Origin of the sequence: Paraburkholderia sp. Tr-20389 (assembly GCF_017104565.1) — a bacterium.
Lineage (GTDB): Bacteria > Pseudomonadota > Gammaproteobacteria > Burkholderiales > Burkholderiaceae > Paraburkholderia.
This window is the reverse complement of record NZ_JAAGPD010000007.1, coordinates 107,028-128,669: the sequence shown is the minus strand read 5'-3', so window position 1 is coordinate 128,669 and position 21,642 is coordinate 107,028. Positions and strand designations below refer to the sequence as shown.

21 protein-coding genes and 2 tRNA genes are annotated in these 21,642 nt (G+C 64.4%); 9 read left to right on the top strand and 14 right to left on the bottom strand.

The window, feature by feature from the left end:
- Nucleotides 1-33: 33 nt before the first annotated feature.
- A complete protein-coding gene (locus G3N95_RS10870) occupies nucleotides 34-1,122 on the top strand; it encodes a CaiB/BaiF CoA-transferase family protein (RefSeq protein WP_205969992.1) in 1,089 nt (362 codons plus the stop codon).
- 36 nt (nucleotides 1,123-1,158) lie between these two features.
- Here G3N95_RS10870 and G3N95_RS10865 read toward each other — a convergent pair whose 3' ends face one another.
- The 3 genes from G3N95_RS10865 to alr form a co-directional block, all read right to left on the bottom strand.
- Nucleotides 1,159-1,422, bottom strand: coding sequence for a DUF2866 domain-containing protein (locus G3N95_RS10865; RefSeq protein WP_028368467.1), 264 nt, complete (start codon nucleotides 1,420-1,422; stop codon nucleotides 1,159-1,161).
- A 140-nt stretch (nucleotides 1,423-1,562) separates the two neighbouring features.
- On the bottom strand, nucleotides 1,563-2,939 hold the full coding sequence (radA, locus tag G3N95_RS10860) for a DNA repair protein RadA (RefSeq protein WP_205969991.1): 1,377 nt from the start codon (nucleotides 2,937-2,939) through the stop codon (nucleotides 1,563-1,565).
- A gap of 74 nt (nucleotides 2,940-3,013) precedes the next feature.
- Nucleotides 3,014-4,084, bottom strand: coding sequence for an alanine racemase (gene alr / locus G3N95_RS10855; protein WP_205969990.1), 1,071 nt, complete (start codon nucleotides 4,082-4,084; stop codon nucleotides 3,014-3,016).
- Nucleotides 4,085-4,303: 219 nt separating this feature from the next.
- Here alr and lplT point away from each other — a divergent pair, with 219 nt between their 5' ends.
- Both lplT and thiD read left to right on the top strand, forming a co-directional pair.
- Nucleotides 4,304-5,611 (top strand): lysophospholipid transporter LplT, encoded by a 1,308-nt coding sequence (gene lplT, locus G3N95_RS10850; protein WP_205969989.1) that lies wholly within the window; start codon nucleotides 4,304-4,306, stop codon nucleotides 5,609-5,611.
- Nucleotides 5,612-5,690: 79 nt separating this feature from the next.
- Entirely contained in the window at nucleotides 5,691-6,497 is an 807-nt protein-coding gene (gene thiD / locus G3N95_RS10845) for a bifunctional hydroxymethylpyrimidine kinase/phosphomethylpyrimidine kinase (protein WP_205969988.1), read from the top strand.
- Nucleotides 6,498-6,530: 33 nt separating this feature from the next.
- Here the strand turns inward: thiD and G3N95_RS10840 are convergent, their stop codons facing one another.
- Genes G3N95_RS10840 through tsaB form a run of 4 tightly spaced genes read right to left on the bottom strand, consistent with a single transcriptional unit; the run spans nucleotide 6,531 to nucleotide 9,928 of the window.
- Nucleotides 6,531-7,559, bottom strand: coding sequence for a DUF1853 family protein (locus tag G3N95_RS10840; protein WP_205969987.1), 1,029 nt, complete (start codon nucleotides 7,557-7,559; stop codon nucleotides 6,531-6,533).
- Complete coding sequence (locus tag G3N95_RS10835) at nucleotides 7,556-8,605, bottom strand: uracil-DNA glycosylase (protein WP_205969986.1); 1,050 nt, start codon at nucleotides 8,603-8,605, stop codon at nucleotides 7,556-7,558. The genes G3N95_RS10840 and G3N95_RS10835 overlap by 4 nt, the downstream gene beginning before the upstream one ends.
- A complete protein-coding gene (rimI, locus tag G3N95_RS10830; RefSeq protein WP_205969985.1) occupies nucleotides 8,592-9,086 on the bottom strand; it encodes a ribosomal protein S18-alanine N-acetyltransferase in 495 nt (164 codons plus the stop codon). Before rimI ends, G3N95_RS10835 begins: the two co-directional genes overlap by 14 nt.
- Complete coding sequence (gene tsaB, locus G3N95_RS10825; RefSeq protein WP_205969984.1) at nucleotides 9,083-9,928, bottom strand: tRNA (adenosine(37)-N6)-threonylcarbamoyltransferase complex dimerization subunit type 1 TsaB; 846 nt, start codon at nucleotides 9,926-9,928, stop codon at nucleotides 9,083-9,085. The genes rimI and tsaB overlap by 4 nt, the downstream gene beginning before the upstream one ends.
- Nucleotides 9,929-10,098: 170 nt before the next feature.
- Here tsaB and G3N95_RS10820 point away from each other — a divergent pair, with 170 nt between their 5' ends.
- From G3N95_RS10820 to aceA, 3 genes are all read left to right on the top strand, one after another.
- The gene (locus G3N95_RS10820) at nucleotides 10,099-10,368 is read left to right on the top strand and encodes an acyl-CoA-binding protein (protein ID WP_205969983.1); all 270 of its coding nucleotides are present in this window, start codon (nucleotides 10,099-10,101) and stop codon (nucleotides 10,366-10,368) included.
- Between the two features lie 430 nt (nucleotides 10,369-10,798).
- The gene (locus G3N95_RS10815) at nucleotides 10,799-12,511 is read left to right on the top strand and encodes a DEAD/DEAH box helicase (RefSeq protein ID WP_205969982.1); all 1,713 of its coding nucleotides are present in this window, start codon (nucleotides 10,799-10,801) and stop codon (nucleotides 12,509-12,511) included.
- A gap of 360 nt (nucleotides 12,512-12,871) precedes the next feature.
- Nucleotides 12,872-14,176: an isocitrate lyase gene (gene aceA, locus G3N95_RS10810; RefSeq protein WP_205969981.1), complete on the top strand. Its 1,305-nt coding sequence runs from the start codon at nucleotides 12,872-12,874 to the stop codon at nucleotides 14,174-14,176.
- Nucleotides 14,177-14,308: 132 nt separating this feature from the next.
- Here aceA and G3N95_RS10805 read toward each other — a convergent pair whose 3' ends face one another.
- Together G3N95_RS10805 and G3N95_RS10800 are read right to left on the bottom strand one after the other, a co-directional pair.
- Nucleotides 14,309-14,743, bottom strand: coding sequence for a universal stress protein (locus G3N95_RS10805; RefSeq protein WP_012400765.1), 435 nt, complete (start codon nucleotides 14,741-14,743; stop codon nucleotides 14,309-14,311).
- A 226-nt stretch (nucleotides 14,744-14,969) separates the two neighbouring features.
- Entirely contained in the window at nucleotides 14,970-15,872 is a 903-nt protein-coding gene (locus tag G3N95_RS10800; RefSeq protein ID WP_205970109.1) for a LysR family transcriptional regulator, read from the bottom strand.
- A 153-nt stretch (nucleotides 15,873-16,025) separates the two neighbouring features.
- Between G3N95_RS10800 and G3N95_RS10795 the strand changes: the two genes are divergently transcribed.
- Together G3N95_RS10795 and aceB are read left to right on the top strand one after the other, a co-directional pair.
- Nucleotides 16,026-16,814 carry a haloacid dehalogenase type II gene (locus tag G3N95_RS10795; protein WP_205969980.1) on the top strand — a complete coding sequence of 263 codons (789 nt, stop codon included), beginning with the start codon at nucleotides 16,026-16,028 and terminating at the stop codon, nucleotides 16,812-16,814.
- Nucleotides 16,815-16,890: 76 nt separating this feature from the next.
- Entirely contained in the window at nucleotides 16,891-18,483 is a 1,593-nt protein-coding gene (gene aceB, locus G3N95_RS10790) for a malate synthase A (protein ID WP_205969979.1), read from the top strand.
- 159 nt (nucleotides 18,484-18,642) lie between these two features.
- On the opposite strand, the gene G3N95_RS10785 is transcribed toward aceB, so the two are convergent.
- Both G3N95_RS10785 and rraA read right to left on the bottom strand, forming a co-directional pair.
- Entirely contained in the window at nucleotides 18,643-19,050 is a 408-nt protein-coding gene (locus G3N95_RS10785; RefSeq protein ID WP_205969978.1) for a gamma-glutamylcyclotransferase family protein, read from the bottom strand.
- 53 nt (nucleotides 19,051-19,103) lie between these two features.
- A complete protein-coding gene (gene rraA, locus G3N95_RS10780; RefSeq protein WP_205969977.1) occupies nucleotides 19,104-19,598 on the bottom strand; it encodes a ribonuclease E activity regulator RraA in 495 nt (164 codons plus the stop codon).
- 155 nt (nucleotides 19,599-19,753) lie between these two features.
- Between rraA and G3N95_RS10775 the strand changes: the two genes are divergently transcribed.
- Nucleotides 19,754-20,644, top strand: coding sequence for a helix-turn-helix transcriptional regulator (locus G3N95_RS10775; protein ID WP_205969976.1), 891 nt, complete (start codon nucleotides 19,754-19,756; stop codon nucleotides 20,642-20,644).
- 69 nt (nucleotides 20,645-20,713) lie between these two features.
- On the opposite strand, the gene G3N95_RS10770 is transcribed toward G3N95_RS10775, so the two are convergent.
- The 3 genes from G3N95_RS10770 to G3N95_RS10760 all read right to left on the bottom strand — a co-directional run bounded on the left by G3N95_RS10770 (nucleotide 20,714) and on the right by G3N95_RS10760 (nucleotide 21,579).
- Entirely contained in the window at nucleotides 20,714-21,178 is a 465-nt protein-coding gene (locus G3N95_RS10770) for a GNAT family N-acetyltransferase (RefSeq protein WP_012400772.1), read from the bottom strand.
- A 171-nt stretch (nucleotides 21,179-21,349) separates the two neighbouring features.
- Nucleotides 21,350-21,426: transfer RNA gene (locus G3N95_RS10765), tRNA-Asp, on the bottom strand.
- Nucleotides 21,427-21,503: 77 nt separating this feature from the next.
- Nucleotides 21,504-21,579 (bottom strand) — tRNA-Glu (locus G3N95_RS10760).
- Nucleotides 21,580-21,642 lie beyond the last annotated feature (63 nt).

Sequence of the window (21,642 nt, the reverse complement as noted above, 5' to 3'; positions counted from 1 at the left end):
ACCAACAGGGAAGCAAGGCCGCGCCAGCAATCGATGGAGGGCTGGGCATTGTCGTCTACTGCCGCACTGAAGGGCTTGCGCGTGCTCGATCTGACGCGCCTGTTGCCCGGTCCCGTCGCGACGCTCCGGCTCGCGGAAATGGGCGCCGACGTGTTGAAGATCGAAGCACCCGGCGCCGGCGACGCGACGCGCACGATGATGCAGAGCACGGCCGACCGGGTGGCGGGACGCCCCGGCGCGTTCTACCGGCTGGTGAATCGCGGCAAGCGCGAGACGCGGCTCGATCTGAAGTCCGAAGGAGGACGCACGGTGCTGATGGCGCTGGCGCGCGAAGCGGACGTGCTGGTCGAAAGCTTCCGGCCCGGCGTGATGGACAGGCTCGGCGTGGGCTATGACGTGCTGCGTGTGATCAACCCGAAACTCGTCTATTGCGCGATTTCCGGCTATGGCACGGACGGCCCGTTTGCCCAACTCGCCGGGCACGACCTGAACTACATCGCGTATGCGGGCGTGCTCGACCAGTTGGCATCGCGCGATGGGGCGCCCATCCTGCCGAACTTCCAGATTGCGGATCTGCTGGGCGGCGCGCTGTCCGCCGTCAATCAGATACTCGCGGCGCTGTGGGCCGTCGCGCGCGGCGGCGACGGCCGCTTCGTCGATGTATCGATGGCGCATTGCACGTATGCGAACAACGTCGTCGCGCAGGTGGCGCTCGCCAACGACGGCACGGCGCCCGTCGCAGGAAGCAGTCTGCTGAACGGCGGCGTGCCCTGCTACAACCTGTACCGCACACTCGACGGACGGTGGCTCGCCGTCGGCGCACTCGAACTTAAATTCTGGGAAACGCTGTGCATGGCGCTGGACCGCCCGGACTGGGCGACGCGCCACTGGAGTCTCGGTCAGTCGATCGCCGGACCGGATGCCGTGCAGTTGATCAAGGATATGGCCGATGTGATCGCCACACGGCCCCTCGACGAATGGGTGGCGCTGTTCGTGCCGCTGGATTGTTGCGTCGCGCCCGTGCTGACGCCGGCGGAGGCCGCCCAGCACCCGCTGTTCAACGAAGCCGTGCGAGAAGCATTGATGGCGCAGGCTGGCGACGAGACGCCCGAATCCGAGTAGGCCTGTGATCGCCTCGCAGATGGGATCGCGCCCGGCTCAGCGGCGCGGCAAGGTCTGCCGAGGCTCCCGTTCGTCATCGATCAGGCGGTGCTTGCGACCCTCCACGTGATGCCGGATGGTTTCCCGCACTTCATCAGCCGTCACGTTTTCCGCTACGACCCGCCGCGAAATCTGACCGGTCGTATCGATCCACTCGACGATCCGGCAGCCGCCGCCCCACGGCCCCTGAATGGGTGCCGACACACGGCAGCCGCGCAGATTCGACAGAAATTCGCCCGAGGATTGATGAGACTGTTTCAAGACGTCTTCCTTTTCCACTCGTGACATTGCATTTCACGAGGATAGGGAAAACGAAAGTCACCTGGGTTACAGCCAAGGTTTGGAAATTTACAGCGGATTACGCCAGAAAGCCGGTGCGATCCGCTGTTGTCCGAACCCGGCTATTCGAGCGTGCGGACACGGTCGATCGCCTGCTCGATGCGCTCGACCGCGATCACCTGCAAGCCGTCGATGGCTTGCTTCGGCGCGTTTGCCTTCGGAATCAGCGCAATCGAAAAGCCGAGCTTGGCGGCTTCCTTCAGGCGCTCCTGGCCGCGCGGCGACGGCCGGATTTCGCCCGCGAGGCCCACTTCGCCGAATACGATCAGACCCTTCGGCAGCGGCTTGTTGCGCATCGACGAATGAATCGCGAGCAGCACGGCGAGGTCGGCGGCGGGTTCCGTGATCTTCACGCCGCCCACGGCATTCAGGAACACGTCCTGATCGAAACACGCGATGCCCGCGTGCCGGTGCAGCACGGCGAGCAGCATCGCGAGCCGGTTCTGTTCGAGACCGACGGCCAGCCGGCGCGGATTGGGCACGTTCGCGGCGTCCACGAGCGCCTGTACTTCGACGAGCAGCGGCCGCGTACCCTCCTGCGTGACCAGCACGCATGAACCCGGCACGATCTGCTCGTGCTGCGACAGGAATAGCGCCGACGGATTCGCAACGCCGCGCAAGCCGCGTTCCGTCATCGCGAACACGCCCAGCTCGTTGACCGCCCCAAAGCGGTTCTTGAACGCGCGCACGAGGCGGAACGACGAATGTGTGTCGCCTTCGAAATACAGCACGGTATCGACGATATGCTCGAGCACGCGCGGGCCCGCGAGGGCGCCCTCTTTCGTCACGTGGCCGACCATGATGATGGCCGTGCCCGACTGTTTGGCGACGCGCGTCAGTTGCGCCGCGCACTCGCGCACCTGCGCGACCGAGCCCGGCGCGGAGGTCAGCGCCTCTGAATAGATGGTCTGGATCGAGTCGATGACGGCGACGTCGGGCTTTTCTTCGGCAATCGTCGCCTGGATCTTTTCCAGCTGGATTTCGGCGAGCAGCTTCAGGTCGGTGGCATGCGAGCCCGGTTCGAGCAGCGACAACCGTTGCGCGCGCAACGCAATCTGGGCCGCCGATTCTTCGCCGCTCACGTAGAGCGCGCGGCGCTCGCTGGCGATCTCCGCGAGCGACTGCAGCAGCAGCGTCGACTTGCCGATGCCGGGATCGCCGCCGATCAGCACCACGCCGCCCGCCACCAGCCCGCCGCCGAGCACGCGATCGAACTCGCCGACGCCCGTCGTAAAGCGCGGCACGTCCGATGCCTGGATATCGGCGAGCCGCTGCACCGGCTGGTTCTTCGCAAGCGACTGGAAGCGGTGCGCGGAAGGCGACTCCGCAACCGTTTCGACGAGCGTGTTCCACGCGTGACACGCAGGGCACTGGCCCTGCCATTTCGGCGCCTGCCCGCCGCATTCCGTACAGGTGTACAACGTTTTCTGTTTAGCCAACTTGTTTCGTCACGCGTCGTTGTTCGTTATGTCGTGGAGCGAGGTGCGCCAGGGGAAGTGCGATCGAGACTCCGTCACTCGGCGCGTACGGGCACGCGCGGCGCGACGGCGCACACCAGCTCGTAGCCGATCGTGCCGCACGACTGCGCGACGTCGTCGACGGGCAGTTGCGCGCCCCACAGCTCGACGCGCGAGCCGACGCTCGCCTGCGGGCACGGCGTGAGATCGACGGTGATCATGTCCATCGACACGCGCCCGACGATCCGCGTGCGAATGCCGTCGACGATGATGGGCGTGCCCTCCGGCGCGACACGCGGATAGCCGTCCGCGTAACCGCATGCGACCACGCCGATGCGCAAGCCTTCGCGCGCCGTGTAGGTCGAGCCGTAGCCGATCGTGTGGCCTGCCGTGAGCGTCTGCACGGCGATGAGTTCGGAGGCGAGCGTCATGGCGGGCTGCAGGCCCGTGTCCTTGATCGCCGAGCTCATGCCCGACGGCGACGCACCGTACAGCATCACGCCCGGGCGCACCCAGTCGAAATGCGCTTCCGGATACCACAACGTGGCGGCCGAGTTGGCGAGGCTGCGCGCGCCCGCGATGCCCTGCGCGCCGCGCTCGAACGCTTCCATCTGATGCGTGATGCCGCGCTCGCTGTCGGCATCCGAGAAATGGGTCATCAACGTGATCTGGCCGACACCCTGGCAGGCCCGCGCCCGTTCCCACGCGGCCCGGAACTTTTCAGGCGTGTAGCCGAGCCGGTTCATGCCGCTGTTCATCTTCAGCTGGATATTGACGGGCTTGGACAGACGCGCCATTTCCAGCATCCGCAACTGTTCGTCCGAATGCAGCGCCGTGGTCAGACTATAACGGTCGATCACGTCGATATCCGTGGGCCGGAAAAAGCCCTCGAGCAACAAAATCGGCCCAGCCCAGCCCAATTCACGCAACTTCACCGCTTCTTCGAGGTCGAGCAAACCAAAGCCGTCGGTTGCGCGCAAACCGGGGAACGCCCGCGCGAGTCCGTGACCGTACGCATTGGCCTTGACGACAGCCCAGATCTTGGACTTCGGCGCGTAGCGACGGGCGACTGCGAGATTATTGGCGAGAGCGGCAGTATGAATCGTGGCTGAGACTGGGCGCGGCATGGGATATTTTCATAAAGGTATTGTCGAATCAGTAGCTTACAGCGCGTTTGCAACGCGCCATTGGCAAGCTCGACAATGCGATCAAGGATTCTGCTAGTCGGGATTCGACTATTTTCGTGATATAAAGCCGTGCGCACAACCCATTTCGAACGGAATAAGCCCGGACGCACACCTTACGGCCGGGGCGGACAGACCGCAGCGAGGAAAGCATCGCATCAGATGAAAAAAGGTTTTTACACCATCATGGCCGCGCAGTTTTTCTCCTCGCTGGCCGACAATGCGCTTCTGATCGCTGCTATTGCACTGCTGAAAGATCTTCACGCCCCGAACTGGATGACGCCGCTGCTCAAGCTGTTTTTTGTGCTGTCGTACGTCGTGCTCGCGGCTTTTGTCGGCGCCTTCGCGGACTCCCGTCCGAAGGGCCGTGTGATGTTCGTGACCAATACGATCAAGGTGGTCGGTTGCCTCACGATGCTGATCGGTGCGCATCCGCTGCTTGCGTACGGCATCGTCGGCTTTGGCGCCGCCGCTTATTCACCCGCCAAGTACGGCATTCTCACCGAGCTGCTGCCGCCTGACCGGCTCGTTGCCGCGAACGGCTGGATCGAGGGCACGACCGTCGGCTCGATCATTCTAGGCACCGTGCTCGGCGGCGCGCTGATCAGCCCGCATATCGCATCGCACATCATCAAGCACACGCCGCCGGCAATCCACACCCCTGCCGAAGCAGCGATGCTGATCATCATCCTGATCTACGCGATCGCCGCGCTCTTCAATCTGCGCATTCCCGACACGGGCGCCCGCTATCCACGCCAGGAACACGGTCCCATCCGGCTCATCACCGACTTCGCCGACTGTTTCGTCGTGCTCTGGCGCGACAAGCTGGGCCAGATTTCACTGGCCGTCACGACGCTGTTCTGGGGCGCAGGCGCGACGCTGCAGTTCATCGTGCTGAAGTGGGCCGAAGTGTCGCTCGGCATGTCGCTGTCGGAAGGCGCGATCCTGCAGGCCGTGGTCGCCGTGGGCGTCGCGGCGGGTGCGATGATCGCCGCCGCGCGCGTGCCGCTGAAGAAGTCGCTGTCGGTGCTGCCCGTCGGCATCATCATGGGCATTGCCGTGATGCTGATGGCCTTCTACACGAAGCATCTGTTCCCGTCGCACTGGGGCATCTACTTCGGCAGGATGCACGTCCCCGGCTATCTGATCTTCGCCTATATCTTCCTGATGGTCGTCGGTGCACTGTCGGGTTTCTTCGTCGTCCCGATGAATGCGCTGCTGCAGCATCGCGGGCACGTGCTGCTGTCTGCCGGTCACTCGATCGCCGTGCAGAACTTCAACGAGAACCTCTCCGTGCTCGTGATGCTGTGCCTGTACGCGGTGCTCGTGTGGCTCGACGTGCCCGTTGCCATCGTGATCGTGCTGTTCGGCACCTTCGTGTGCGTGATGATGTGGCTCGTGATGCGCCGTCATCAGGCGAACCAGCGCGCGTTCGACTCCGTGTCGCTGATCGGCGAAGCGCGGCACTGACACGCGCACGCGCCGCCGCGCACGCTCTTCGCATCCTTCTGTGCGCGCAGCACGCGCGCCCCGCTTTGCAGGCTTCTCCATGACCCGACCGATTCCCAACGTCCTGACGATCGCCGGTTCCGATTCCGGCGGCGGCGCCGGCATTCAGGCCGACCTCAAGGCCTTCTCGGCGCTCGGCGCGTACGGCGCGAGCGTGATCACCGCCTTGACGGCGCAGAACACGTGCGGCGTGACGGCCATCCACACGCCCGACCCTGCTTTCGTGACCGCGCAACTCGACGCCGTGTTCGACGACATCCGCATCGACGCGGTGAAGATCGGCATGCTGGCGAATGCGTCGATCGTGCGCGCGGTCGCCGATGCGTTGCGCCGCCACCAGCCGAAGCACGTGGTGCTCGACACCGTGATGATCTCGAAGAGCAATCACGCGCTGCTCGCGCCCGAAGCCGTCGATGCCGTACGCAGCGAACTGCTGCCGCTCGCCGATCTGCTGACGCCGAATCTGCCGGAAGCGGCCGCGCTGCTCGGCACGTCGAGCGCGGCGGACGAAGCCGCGATGGTCGGTCAGGGCGAAGCGCTGCGCAAGCTGGGCGCACGCGCGGTGCTGATGAAAGGCGGCCATCTCGCCGCCGCCGACAGCCCCGACTGGCTGATTCAGGAAAGCGGCACGATGCGCCTCGCCGGTCCGCGCGTACCCGTCAAGAACACACACGGAACGGGCTGCTCGCTGTCGTCGGCGATTGCGGCGTTGATTCCGCAGCGCGACGATCTGGCAAGCGCCGTCTCGGATGCCAAGACATGGCTGACGGGCGCGCTCGAACAGAGCGGGCGGCTCGACGTCGGTCACGGCGTCGGACCCGTGCATCATTTCTATCGCTGGTGGTAAGTGCGCGGGTGATGGTCCGCGCGGGAAGTGTCGCTATGATTTGCGCGTCTGCTGGCGCGCGAACGCGTGGGCCCGCTCGGGCCAGTCGTTGGGCACGATGAAGCCGCGCGAGCGCTCGCTCCATTGTCCTGCGGCGTGCTCGACGAATGCCGCTACCATCGTCGGTCCCGTCTGTCCCGCGAGTTGCTGCGCAAGCATTTCCGCCGATACGAAATTCGCTGCGTGAGCCGCACCACTTGTCGCATCATGTGTCGTGTCATGTGTCGCATCACTCGTATTACGCACGCGCAGCGCGAGCCATTCGAGCCGTGGCAACAGCATCCACGCGTCGGCATGGCCGGCTGAAAACGCCGGCCAGTCAGCACGCGTCGTCCACCAGCCGCGCGCGTGCGCCGGCTCGATTTCGACGGGATCGCGTTCGGCGCGTCCGTTGCGGTAAAACAGCCACCCTTTGACGAACATCTGCGCGTCCCACGGTCCGCGATGGCCGAGCGACGCGAACTCCTCGCGCGCACTGAGCCGCAACTGATGATCGAGCAGATGCGCGAGCTTCAGATCGAAGCGATCCTGCAGATTCGGCCCCACGTAGTCGGCCAGCTCGCCCCGGCCGTCGCCCGCGTGCAGATAGCATTTGACGGCCAGCTCCCAATGCAGCCGCCTGCCCGCCTGCGTCTCGACGAGAAAATCGCATTCGCCGAGTGTCACGCCCGCGCGCCGCAGCGGCACGTTCGCCGCGATCAGGCGCGCGGCTGGGCCGTGCTTCAGAAACCACGCGAGCAGACATTCGGCATAGCGGCCGAGTCGCGTGACCCGCGTCGCCGAGATATGGCGATGCAGACCGGCAGGATCGGCGTCCTGCGCTTCGAGCCAGGCCATCGCGGCGGCGGCTTCATCGGGTGATTCGAACGGCGTCGCGAGCACGCCGGCGGGCGGTTGCGCGCGCAACAGGTCGGGACTGAACAGCAGCCACGCGATGTCGCGCACGGCGGCATCAGACAGAGCGTCGAGCCGGGCCGATAACGGCGCCTCGAACGAAGCGTACGGCCCGGCGGGTTCCGTCATTTCGCCGCGTCCCCCGCGTTTCCTTCTGCGCCGGCCTTCTGCCACGTGTCGCGGGCGAGGCACAGGTCCTGCCACGACTTCGCCTTGTCGCCGAGGCTGCGCAGCAGATACGCGGGATGATAGGTAACGACGACGGGCACGCCTTCGTATTCGTGCACGCGTCCACGCAGCGACGAAATGCTCGCTTCCGTCTTCAGCAGACTCTGCGCAGCGAAGCGGCCGAGCGCGACGATCAGCTTCGGCTTCACGAGCGCGACCTGGCGCTGCAGATACGGCTCGCAGCGCGCCACTTCGTCGGGTTCCGGATTACGGTTGCCGGGCGGCCGGCACTTGATCACGTTCGCGATATAGACGTTCGTGCCGCGCGCGAGATCGAGCGAACGCAGCATGTTGTCGAGCAGCTTGCCCGCCTGGCCGACGAACGGCTCGCCCTGCTTGTCTTCGTTCTCACCGGGCGCTTCGCCGATCAGCATCCAGTCGGCTTCGCGATCGCCGACGCCGAACACGGTGTTCGTGCGCCGCTCGCACAGACGGCAACGCTCGCAAGCCGAGACGCGTGCTTCGAGGGCGGTCCAGTCGAGCGTATCGATGCCCGGCTGCGCGGGCTCGTTCGTGCTTGCATCGACGTTCGAGGGCGGCCCGGCCGGGAGATCGTCGAACCACGCGAAATCGTCGTCGGGGAACGGCGGTACGTCGTCGGTTGCAGACGGCGGTGCGCGGCGAGACTGAGGCGCGTCGGCGGGCGAGGCGTCAACTTCGGCTCGCGCGCTTTCGCGGCTGGCAGCCGGTTCGCTTGCTGCGTTTGCAACGCCTGCATCCGATTGCGCCGGGTTTGAAACCTGTGCGTCGGCACGAGCCAGTTCATCGACGCGAACGTCTTCGATACCGACGGGCGTTGCGGCCGGGGAAGACTGCGCTACGTCCGCCACGACATCGGCATCGTCATGCGACGCCTGCGGCTCGACGGCTGCGTCATGTGCGCCCGCGCGGCGCACCCACATCGGCGCGAGGCCGAGTTCTTCCAATGCGGATTCATGCAGCGCCATCTGCGCCCTCCTTCACGAAACTGAAACGCATGACGATGGCGTCCTCCCGGCTGCGATGCCGCGCCGGATAATAGTTCTTGCGACGGCCGATCGACGTGAATCCAAAGCGCTCGTACAGCTTGATCGCGCGATGGTTCGACGGCCGCACTTCGAGCAGCATGCCCGCGAGCTTTTCACTATGGGCGATGCGAACGGATTCGCGCAGCAGTGCGAGGCCTGCGCCCGCATGCTGCGCGACGGGTGCGACGCACAGATTCAACAGATGCATCTCGTCGACGACGGGCATCAGCACGCAATAGCCGATCAACGTGCCCGTCACATGCCGCAGACACACGCCGAAATAGCCGTTGCGCAACGAGTCTTCGAAGTTGCCCCGGCTCCACGGAAACTCGTAGGCGAGTTTCTCCACGACCGCGACCTCGTCGAGATCGCCTTCCGTCATTGGCGACATGTAGCGGTCCGCCAACAGCACGCCGCTCATTGCGCGCCCTCGTCGTGCGCGGAGCGGATTGTTCTACCTGCATGGCCCGGCTGCCCCGGCGACGCAGCGGCCGACTGCGCCTGCGCGGCCTTGGCCGCCATGCGCTCTTCCGTGGTTTGGGCAACCTTGTCGCGAATGTATTCCGGCGCGGCCTGATCGGCAGGCAGCGTGCGGCCGGCGCGGAATGCACGCAGTGCCGCGAACGCCACGGGCAGCGCGTGCGGGACGGCTTCCCGATCGACCTGCCGTGCGGCCGCTGTTGCGTTCAGACGCTCGCCGAAGGCAGCCGCGGCATTACCAGCAAGCGTGAACGGCTGATCCGGCAACGTCAGCGCATCCGGTGCAGCCAGCGATGCAGGATGTACCGTGCGCCACTCGCCCGCGACTTCGTCCCATGCGTAGTCGGCCCAATAGACCTCGTCCATGCGCGCGTCGAGCGCCGCGAGCACGCGCACAGCCGACGGATCTCGCAGGCGCGCACTTTCAGCGCACGCGAGCAGTGTGCCGATGGGCACCACGGGGCAATTCAGCCCGAACGCGAGTCCTTGCGCGACGCCCGTTGCAGTGCGCAAACCGGTGAACGAGCCCGGCCCCGCGCCGAACGCGATCGCGTTGCAGTCGGCGAGTGCGAGGCCTGCTTCGTCGAACACTTCGCGGATGGCGGGCAGCAAACGCGTGCTGGACACGGCGCCCGTCGCTTCATGGCGCACCCACACGCGCGGCTTCGGAGCAGGCGCGTCCGCCTCGGCCGCGGACGCATCGTCGGCGGATTCGGCGGACAGGAGTGCGACCGAGCAAAATTCGGTCGAAGTATCGAGGGCAAGCAGCACGGTTTTCGTCATGACCGCTATTGTAATGCGGCACCCTGCGTCGACGGATGCGAACAAAAGCCGACGCGTGCCCCGCCGGCACATCCGGCGTTTGGAAGAATCGCTCCAGCCTCGTGCGACCTCGCGCCGCATCCTGCTTGTTATGATCGACGCCCTATCTCGAATAAAGCATGGAGGATCCGATGAGCGACGTGAACGGTCTCTTCGCCCAGGCACAAGACGACGTGAAGCAACTGCCGGAGCGTCCGGGCAATCTCACGCTGCTGCGCCTGTACGCGCTCTTCAAGCAGGCCACCGACGGCGACGTGCACGGCGACAAACCGGGCTTCACCGATATCGTCGGCAAGTACAAGTACGATGCGTGGGCCGCGCTGCAAGGCACGGCATCCGACACGGCGAAGCAGCAATACGTCGAACTCGTCGAGTCGCTGAAAAACGGCACGGCAGCCTGATAGGCCGCAAGCGACCGCACACTGCGACCGACATCTCCACATTCTTCTCACGAATTAAGCACTTTCACTCGGAAGGTTCTTAACGGTGGCGCGGTGCAGCAAAAATCGATATAATGCTGGCTCGCGCTTCACCGCTCGTGTCCGGTTCGTTCCGGCGGCGTTGGCGGAAAGAGCGCCTCGTAGCGTTTTGCTCCAATCCAGTTTAGAACCTGTCCCCTCCTGCAAGGCCCCACGGGCCGCAAGTCCAGGCTGGCGGCAAGCCAATTCCGGCCTGTCGCATTCGATACAGCTTCTAACGAGAAACTCGCCTTCATTGTTGCGAGTTGCCCCCGTTTTTCGATTTGCTCGCTGATTTTTTGCTCGCTGAATCCGACGACTTGGGTATGCCGATTGGCGCCGACGTGTTATTTCCCATGTTTCAAGGATTCTCATGACTTCGAGCAATATCTCCAGCCCGCTGAACGCCATCGCCGATCAAGCCCTCGGTCTCGACACGCCGGAAACGGCCGTGCAAGCCACCGAAACGACCGGCCCGACGTTCGTTGAGCTGGGTCTGTCGGCGGAGATCGTCTCTGCGCTGACGGCAGCCGGCTACAAATCGCCGACGCCCGTTCAGCAGCGCGCCATTCCCGCCGGCATCGCTGGCCGCGACCTGCTGGTCTCGAGCCCGACGGGTTCGGGCAAGACGGCTGCGTTCATGCTGCCCGCCATCGAGCGTTTCGCCCAGCTGCAAAAAACGCAGGCCAGCCAGCCGCGCGAACCGCGCGACAACAACGCCGCCGGCCGTGGCCGCCGTCCGCAGCCGGTCGCACGTCCGGGCCTGCTGGTTCTCACGCCGACCCGCGAACTCGCGATGCAGGTGACGACGGCTGCTTCCACGTACGGCAAGCATCTGCGCCGTCTGCGCACCGTCAGCATCCTGGGCGGCGTCGCCTACGGCCAGCAGCTGATGCTGCTCGCCAAGAACCCCGAAATTCTCGTCGCCACGCCGGGCCGTCTGATCGACCATCTGGAGCGCGGCCGTATCGACCTGTCGCAACTGCAGATGCTCGTGCTCGACGAAGCTGACCGCATGCTCGACATGGGCTTCATCGACGACATCGACACGATCGTCGCCGCAACGCCCGCTTCGCGTCAGACCATGCTGTTCTCGGCGACGCTCGACGGCAAGATCGGCTCGCTGACGGGCCGTCTGCTGAAGGATCCGGAGCGCATCGAGATCAAGCAGCACATCGAACAGCGCACGAACATCGCGCAGACGGTGCATTACGTCGACGACCGCGACCATAAGGATCGTCTGCTCGACCATCTGCTGCGTGCCGACGGTCTCGACCAGGCAATCGTCTTCACCGCGACCAAGAGCGACGCCGACATGCTTGCCGGCCGTCTCGCCGACGCCGGTTTCGAATCGGCTGCCCTGCACGGCGACCTGCCGCAAGGCGCACGCAACCGCACGATCCGCGCATTGCGCGAGCGTCGTGTGCGCGTGCTGGTCGCAACCGACGTCGCAGCGCGCGGCATCGACATCCCCGGCATCACGCACGTGTTCAACTACGATCTGCCGAAGTTCGCGGAAGACTACGTGCACCGTATCGGCCGCACGGGCCGCGCAGGCCGTTCGGGCATCGCGGTGAGCCTCGTGCATCACGCCGAGCAAGGCGCGCTCAAGCGTATCGAGCGTTTCGTGCGCGCCCCGCTGCCCGTCAACGTGGTCGAAGGCTTCGAGCCGCGCAAGGCACCGCCCGCAGGCGGCCGTGGCGGCTTCGGCGGCCGTGGCCGCCCGGGCGGCGGCAACGGTGGTCGCCGTTTCGGTGGCAAGCCGGGCTACGGCTCGCGCGATGGTAACGGCAACGGCGGCGGCTACGGCTCGCGCGACGGCAATCGCGGCGGTTATGGCGCACGCGACGGCGGCAATGGCAGCGGTTACGGTGCACGCGACGCCGGCAATGGCGGTGGTTACGGTGCACGTGACGGTGGCAATGGCGGCGGCCGCAGCTGGGGCGACAAGCCGGCAGGCGGCAACCGTGAAGGCGGCTATCGCAGCGAAGGCTATCGCGGCAACCGCGAAGGCGGCTATTCGCGCGACGGCGGCTACGGCGCACGTCGCAACGACGGTCCGCGCAACTCGCGCCGCGGCGACTAAGCCGCTGCGGGAATCGCGCTGAATCAGGAAACCGACGCTCCGGCGTCGGTTTTTTTTCGCATCGACACACATTTCACAATGCGGAAAATTTTTTTGCGTCGTAAAAAATTGTGTTGCGCGGCACAAGAAGCACGATTGCAGCATAGAAAAGTTCATTTCTTATTGTGGAATTTGCGAATCAAATCATTGAATAATAACGAATAAAAATCACCTAAAAAGACTTGGTCGCGTCTGTCATGCCCTTCGCCTTTTGCCTAGACTCTTATATAAGACTTCACGAAACGAAACGCCTACGGCACCTTCGCTTCGCAAAAGCCAAGAGTCCATCGAACCTACTTCAAGGCACAAAAGGAGCACGCCATGACGCGCAACGAACAGGCAAAGCAGCTTCAGCAGCAATGGGAAACGGATAGCCGCTGGAAAGGCATCAAGCGCGGCTTCACGGCGGAAGACGTCGTGCGTCTGCGAGGCTCGGTGCAACCCGAGCACACGCTCGCGCGTCGCGGTGCCGAAAGGCTGTGGAGCGACATGCATCAGGAGCCGTTCGTCAATGCGCTCGGCGCGCTGACGGGTAACCAGGCGATGCAGCAGGTCAAGGCCGGCCTCAAGGCAATCTATCTGTCGGGCTGGCAGGTCGCGGGCGACGCCAACGTGGCAGGCGAAATGTATCCCGACCAGTCGCTCTATCCGGCGAACTCGGTGCCGCTCGTCGTGAAGCGCATCAACAACACGCTGACGCGCGCCGACCAGATCCAGTGGTCGGAAGGCAAGAATCCGGGTGACGAAGGCTACATCGACTACTTCGCACCGATCGTGGCCGACGCGGAAGCCGGTTTCGGCGGCGTGCTGAACGCGTTCGAACTGATGAAGGCGATGATCGAAGCGGGCGCGGCCGGCGTGCACTTCGAAGACCAGCTGGCATCGGTGAAGAAGTGCGGCCACATGGGCGGCAAGGTGCTCGTGCCGACGCGCGAAAACGTCGCGAAGCTGACGGCTGCCCGTCTGGCCGCCGACGTGCTGGGCGTGCCGACCGTACTGATCGCCCGTACGGACGCTGAAGCCGCCGACCTGATCACGTCCGATGTCGACGACAACGACAAGCCGTTCCTGACGGGCGAGCGCACGGTGGAAGGCTTCTTCCGCACGAAGCCGGGCCTCGAGCAGGCCGTGTCGCGTGGTCTCGCGTACGCGCCGTACGCCGATCTGATCTGGTGCGAGACGGGCAAGCCTGACCTCGAGTACGCGAAGAAATTCGCCGAGGCGATCCACAAGGAATTCCCGGGCAAGATGCTGTCGTACAACTGCTCGCCGTCGTTCAACTGGAAGAAGAATCTCGACGACGCGACGATCGCGAAGTTCCAGAAAGAACTCGGCGCGATGGGCTACAAGTTCCAGTTCATCACGCTGGCCGGCTTCCACGCACTCAACTACTCGATGTTCAACCTCGCGCACGGCTACGCACGTCAGCAGATGAGCGCATTCGTCGAACTGCAGCAGGCCGAGTTCGCCGCTGCCGAGCGTGGCTTCACGGCCGTCAAGCATCAGCGCGAAGTGGGCACAGGCTACTTCGACGCCGTTACCCAGACGGTCGAGCGCGACGCATCGACGACGGCGCTGCACGGCTCGACAGAAGACGAACAGTTCTTCGACAAGAAGGTCGCCTGAAGCGCTTGAGCCGGCTGGAACCGGCTGGAACGACAGGCCGCCTCTCGTGCAGCACCACCGGCCCCGCAGCGGACTGGTTCCCTTCGTTCCGGTAAACGCGCGCCAGTGATCACTGGCGCGCGTTTTTTCACGCTAGCGATACACGATCACGGGGATTTTCGTATGCGTGAGCACGCGCTGCGTCTCGCTGCCGATCAGCAGACTGCCGAGCCCGCGCCGCCCGTGCGACGCCATGAAGATCACATCGCAGCCGCCCTGCTCGGCTGCTTCGATGATGCCGAGATACGGCGACGGATGCACGCTCGTCTGGCTCGTGCATTCGACACCCGCGCCGCGCGCCGCCTCCTCGACTTCCTGCAGATGCTGGCGTGCCTCGCGCTCGCTGCGGTCCTGAAAATCGACGGGCGGCTCGATCACGACTTCGGAAAACGGCGAGTACGGATATTGCGGCAGACACGCATAGGCGGTGACGCGCGCGCCGACGGCCTGGGCGAGATCGATTGCGCCGTCGATCGCCTTCTTCGACAGGTCCGAACCATCGGTCGGAACGAGGATGTGCTTGAACATGGTGCCCTCCGTCGTCGACTGCAGGTGTGGAATGCACGCGCGTGCCGCCGTGCCTTGACGAACACAAACGATGGCCGGCCAACGCGTGCAAGCGCCTGCGCCGCAGCGGTCGAAACGCCGCGCGGCGGGCTGTCAAAACGATTGTAGTGCGCCGGAATGTCGTGCAAGCCGTGCCTGCGGGCATGTCCGCATATCGGAAACCCGTGCGCGGTTCGACGCGCTGCCTTCAGATCCAGTACGCCGGATTGCCGTAGGTATGCTTGAGAAAATCCAGGAAAAGACGCACGCGCAGCGGCAGATGCCGCCGCTGCGGAAACACGGCATGAATGCCGATGGGCGGTGCCGCATGATCGTCGAGCACGCTGACGAGCCGTCCCGCCGCGATGTCCGCGCCGACTTCCCACCACGAGCGCCACGCGAGCCCATAGCCTTCCAGGCACCACTCGTGCAGCACTGCGCCGTCCGAGCAATCCATCGTGCCCGAGACCTTGATCGTCACGACCTTGTCGCCCTGCTGGAACACCCAGCCGCGTTGCTGGTTCGCGCTTGCGCCGAGCGCGAGACAGTTGTGGTGCGCGAGATCGGCGAGTGTCTGCGGCGGCGCCCGGCGCGCGAGATAAGCCGGCGACGCGACACAGACGCGACGGTTCTCACCGAGCTTCAACGACACCAGAGACGAGTCCGGCAATTCGCCGAGCCGGATCGCGCAGTCGAATCCTTCGTTGACGAGATCGACCATGCGGTCGGACAGATCGAGAGAAATCGATACGTCGGGATGCGCAACCGTGAACGCGGGCACGAGCGGTGCGACGTGTCGACGACCGAAGCCCGCCGGCGCCGATACGCGCAAATGGCCGCTCGCCTTGACGCCGCCCGCCGACACGCTGGCTTCGGCGTTCTGCATGTCGTGAATGATCCGCTGACAGTCTTCGAGGAACGCGGAGCCTTCGTAGGTCAGCGTGATGCGGCGCGTGGTACGCACGAGCAGTTTGACCCCGAGGCGTTCCTCGAGCGCGTCGATACGGCGTCCGATGATGGCGGGCGCCACGCCTTCCGCCTGCGCCGCCGCCGACAGGCTGCCGCGCGCCGCGACGGTCACGAAGGTCTCGATCTGCTTGAAGCGGTCCATCTGCGGATGAGTGGGCGCATCGATCGCGCGCAAAAAGTAGATGCGCGTCAGATTAGGTTGATGAAAGTAAAAGATCAAGTGATCTTTACTGTCTTTTTTAGCACAAGCCGTCACGAATAAAATCGATCCCGACCTCTGATGGAGCGCACGGCAATGTCGGCCACAACGACACTCTCTCCCACGCAGTACCCGAAAGCAGTGATCTTCGACGCCTACGGCACGTTGTTCGACGTGCATTCCGTCGTCGCTGCCGCGGAGCAGATGTTTCCGGGCCACGGCGATGCGCTCTCGCAGTTGTGGCGGCAAAAACAGATCGAATACACGCAGTTGCGCACGGCCGCGGATCCCGCCGGCGCGCACTACCAGCCGTTCTGGAACATCACGCTCGATGCGCTGCGCTTTTCCGCACGCAAGCTTGGCCTCTCGTTGAACGCGGCGGGCGAAAAACGCCTGATGGACGAATATGCCTGCCTGTCCGCGTTTCCCGACGTGCTGCCCGCATTGCGGCGACTGCGCGAGTTGCAGACCGGCCTCGCGATTCTCTCGAACGGCAATCCGCAGATGCTCGACATCGCGGTAAAGAGCGCGGGCATGTCGGGACTGTTCGACCACGTGCTGTCGGTGGACGCGGTGCGCGCGTTCAAACCGGCGCCCGCGACCTACGCACTCGGCACCCAGGCATTCGGCGCGACCGCGCGCGACATCGTGTTCGTGTCGTCGAACGGCTGGGACGCGAGCGGCGCGAACTGGTTCGGCTACACGGTGTTCTGGCTCAACCGGCTGGGCGCGCCCGTCGAAGAACTGGGCGTCACGCCGCACGGCACCGGCAGGAGCATGAACGAACTGATCGCATTCATCGAAAACCAGCCCTCACCCGAGAAGGCTGACAAGGCGGCCAGACGGGAGAAAGGCAGCCGCACGCGCCACAGCCCTGGCGCATGACGGCATCAGCTGACTAAAAAGACGCATGGCAATCGCATCACCCGCATTTTTGAAACTGACCGACCAAGGAGAAATCATGGCGAACACGTTGTCGCTCCCGCAGGGCATGAACATCACCGGCGAAATCAAGCCCGGCTTTGAGGCAATTCTGACGCCTCAAGCGCTTGAACTCGTCGCCGCCCTGCACAGGACATTCGAGCCGCGTCGCCAGCAACTGCTGAAACTGCGCGCCGAGCGTGCGCAGCGTCTCGACGCCGGCGAGCGCCCGGACTTCCTCGCCGAGACCCGAGCCATCCGCGAAGGCGACTGGACCATCGCGCCGCTGCCGCAAGACCTGCAATGCCGCCGCGTCGAGATCACGGGTCCCATCGAGCGGAAGATGATCATCAATGCGCTGAATTCGGGCGCGGATTCGTACATGACCGACTTCGAGGATTCGAATGCGCCGAGCTGGGACAACCAGATCACGGGGCATATCAATCTGAAGGAAGCGGTGCGCCGCACGATCTCGCTGGAGCAGAACGGCAAGTCGTACAGGCTCAACGACAGGATCGCGACGCTGATCGTGCGTCCACGCGGCTGGCATCTCGACGAGAAGCACGTGACCGTCGACGGGCAACGCGTGTCGGGCGGCATCTTCGACTTCGCGCTGTTCCTGCATCACAACGCGAAAGAGCAACTCTCGCGCGGCACGGGCCCCTACTTCTATCTGCCGAAGATGGAGAGCCATCTCGAAGCGCGTCTGTGGAACGACATCTTCGTCGCCGCGCAGGAAGCCGTCGGCGTGCCGCGCGGCACGATCCGCGCGACCGTGCTGATCGAAACGATCCTGGCCGCGTTCGAAATGGATGAGATTCTGTACGAACTGCGCGAACACAGCTCGGGCCTGAACGCGGGACGTTGGGACTATATCTTCTCGGCGATCAAGAAGTTCAAGAACGACAAGGACTTCTGCCTCGCGGATCGCTCGCAGATCACGATGACGGTGCCGTTCATGCGTGCGTACGCGCTGCAACTGCTGAAGACCTGTCACCGACGCAATGCGCCGGCGATCGGCGGCATGAGCGCGCTGATCCCGATCAAGAGCGACGCGGCAGCCAACGACAAAGCAATGGCCGGTGTGCGCTCGGACAAAGCACGCGACGCGACAGATGGTTACGACGGCGGCTGGGTCGCACACCCCGGACTCGTGCCCATTGCGATGGAAGAATTCGTGAAGGTGCTGGGCGACAAGCCGAATCAGATCGGCAAGCAGCGCGACGATGTACAGGTGACGGGCAAGGATCTGCTCGACTTCCGTCCGGAAGCGCCCATCACCGAGGCGGGTCTGCGCAACAACATCAACGTCGGCATTCACTACCTGGGTTCGTGGCTAGCAGGCAATGGCTGCGTGCCGATTCACAACCTGATGGAAGATGCCGCGACGGCGGAAATCTCGCGCTCGCAGGTGTGGCAATGGATCCGCTCGCCGAAGGGCAAGCTCGACGACGGCCGCAAGGTGACAGCCGAACTCGTGCGCGATCTGACGGTGCAGGAACTCGACAAGGTGAAGGCGGCAATCGCGGGCGATACCGCGCCGTATGTTCGCGCCGCGCAAATCTTCGGCGACATGTCGACGTCGGAGCACTTCACCGAGTTTCTGACGCTGCCGCTTTACGAAGAACTCTGAACGACGCGATGTTTACCGCGCTGACGCTCGACGCAGTGACGCTCGTCGGCGAGCGCCGGCTACGGCACACGGCGCGTAGTTTCAACGGTTGACCGACCGGGATGGCCTGGCGGGCGTCATGCCTGCTGGGCCATTCTTTTTTGGCGATCGTTCTGGTGATCAGCGCGCGTTCGAGCGCCGATGCTCGACCCAATCGCCGCCGCGGATTTCCGGCAGTCCCTTGACGGCGTCCCGCTGCACCGGATAGTAACGGCATGTGACGGGCAAGCCTTCGATGTCGACGGTCACTTCGCGCGGCATGAACAGCCCCTCGACGCCCGGATAGATCTCCTCGATCTCGTCGAGCACGGCCACGAGTTCGTCGTCGATTTCATAGACGTCGCCGCGCACATGAATGCCTGCGTCGTCGGGCACGAAGCCCGGATACGCGCCGAAGTCGAACAGACGGCCACGCAAGGTGGCCGCACCGAGCAGCGTCGGCGCCGAGATATCGTTGCGCGCCGCCGCGGCGCCGATATCGTTGATCTCGCCGGCACGCAAGGTGCCGTACACAAACACGTTTTGCATCAGTCCACTACCCTCTTTCCAGATACCGATCGGATTGCCGATCGTACGAGGCGTCAGACGAGCGGCGCGCTCGCCACCAGCACGCCGTCGCTGTCCGCGTAAATCCACTCACCCGGCCGCACGGCCGAGCCCGGCAATCGCACGGGCACGTCACGCTCGCCGCCGCCGCGTTTCTGGCTGCGTTGCGGATGGGTTGCAAGCGCGACGATGCCGAGGTTGCATTCATTCAGTTCGAGCGTATCGCGCACGCAACCGAACACGACGATGCCCGCCCAACCGTTCTTCTCGCCCAGCTTGCCCAGGTTGCCGCCCACGAGTGCGCAGCGCAGGCTGCCGCCGCCGTCGACGACCAGCACCCGGCCCGCGCCTTTCTCTTCGAGCGTCGCGCGCACGAGCGTATTGTCTTCGAAGACCTTGAGCGTAACGGCCTCGCCGCCGAAACACTGCGCGCGCCCAAACCGGCTGAACACGGGATCGAGCACGCGCAGCGTTCCCGCAGTCAGTTGGTCTTCGTGTGCGTCACACAGATCTGCCGTTGCGAAGTTCATTGGGTTCCTCCTGCTGATCGAACGAGTCCGGTGCATTATGCCGCGCCATTCTTTCGATGTCGCATCGTCCGTTCGGCCAATGGGCGGACAACGCGCGCGACCCTACAATGAGAACCATCTTGCGGCAGTTCTCCTGCCGCCCAATCCGTCACGCCATGACCGAAGCTGCCCGCTCAACACCGCCCACCGCGAAAGCACCCGCAGAAATATCGACCCGCGTCGATTTCGCGGACATTCCGCCGGAGTTCGCGCCCACGCCGACGCATCCCATCCGCGTGCGCTCGCGGCCCATGCCGGCCGGCGTGCGCATCGCGCGTCACACGCACGCGTGGGCCCAGGTCGCGTATGCGTCGCGCGGCGTGCTGCGAGTCGGTACCTTCGGCACGACGTGGATGGTGCCGCCGTCCCGCGCGATCTGGATTCCACCGTACGTGTTGCATGAGGTGGCCATTGTCGAAGAGGCGTTCCTGCGCACGCTCTATGTCAACGAAACGGTCGTGCCGGCTGGACTGGACGCCTGCCGTGTCGTCGAGGTGTCGGGGCTGCTGCGCGAAGTCATTGCTGCGCTCGACACACCGGGCCTCGCGCCCGATCGCGAGCGGCTGCTCGGTTCGCTGGCGCTCGACGAGATCACGCGGTCGCAGCCGCTGCCCCTGTCCGTGCCGATGCCGACCGAGAAACGTCTGCGTGCATTGTGCGAGGCCGTCATCGCCGATCCCGCCAATACCGATTCACTCGAACGATGGGCATCGACAGTCGGCGCAAGTACGCGCACGATCGCTCGGCTCTTTCGGCAGGAATTGGGGGTGAGCTTTTCCCAGTGGCGTCAGCAGGCCGTTCTGGCGCGCGCCATTCCGCTGCTCAGTCAGGGGCGGCCACTGTCGCACGTCGCGCGGGAATTGGGCTACCAGAGCCAGAGCGCCTTTTCGGCGATGTTCCGGCGCGCGTTCGGAGAAAGCCCAAGGGCATTCATGGTGCGCGGCGCGGAACGCGGACGCGATGACCGCGAACGGGAAGAAGAAGCGGAGGAGGACGAATCCAGTTGACGTGACGCGCGGGCGCTGCGCGCATATCGTCCCGAAAAGCAGCGCGAATTCGATGCGCCCGCAACGCTCTCAGACGCGCCGCGCCATATGCCGGATCGAGCCGAGCTGTGCGAGCCGCGGGCCCGCAAGACGGTAGCCCATCCGCTGATAAAGACGCGCGGCAGGATTGTCGACGAACACGCGCAACTGCAGTTCAGAGAGACCACGCGCCCGAGCCCAGCGATGCGACGTATCCAGCAGATAGGTGCCCGCTCCGCGCCGCCGATGGCCTTCGGCAATCTGCACGTCGCGAATATGCAGCGAGTCGCCCTCTTCTGTAATGCGCAGCACACCGATGCGTTCGCCATCCACTTCGAGAATGAAGTTCTCCGACTCGCGCCAGCTGGCGAGAAACAGATCGCTGCGCCACACGAGATGATGCCGGCGGTAGTACCCGCCCATGTTATTGCGCGTCAGCGCCTCGGCGAACTGGAAGTCGTCCATGCTGGCCTTGCGCAAATGGAAGGGAGATGGATCGTCGGTCGGGTCGAGCATCGCACGGAGACGTAAGAGTCAGTCCGCACAACGTTAAGACAGGCGGACCGCGCTGGCAATGGCTGTTTGCCCCACAACGACGCACGCCGAGGTTCGAGCGCCTGGGTGACACCATCTATTGGGAAGAGCAAAACAAAAAAGCCCGCTGACAACTCAGCGGGCTTCTTGATCTGGCGGAGCGGACGGGACTCGAACCCGCGACCCCCGGCGTGACAGGCCGGTATTCTAACCGACTGAACTACCGCTCCAGTCTTGCTACCTGACTTGCGAGCGTCGGTTAGATCTCGCAAGCGCATCACTTGAATCTCAAGCAACGCCAGTATTTTGGCGTCCCCTAGGGGATTCGAACCCCTGTACTCACCGTGAAAGGGTGATGTCCTAGGCCTCTAGACGAAGGGGACAACGTACTTCACACACTACTGCTTACACCTTTAACGAAAAAGCCCGCTCACCGAACGGGCTTA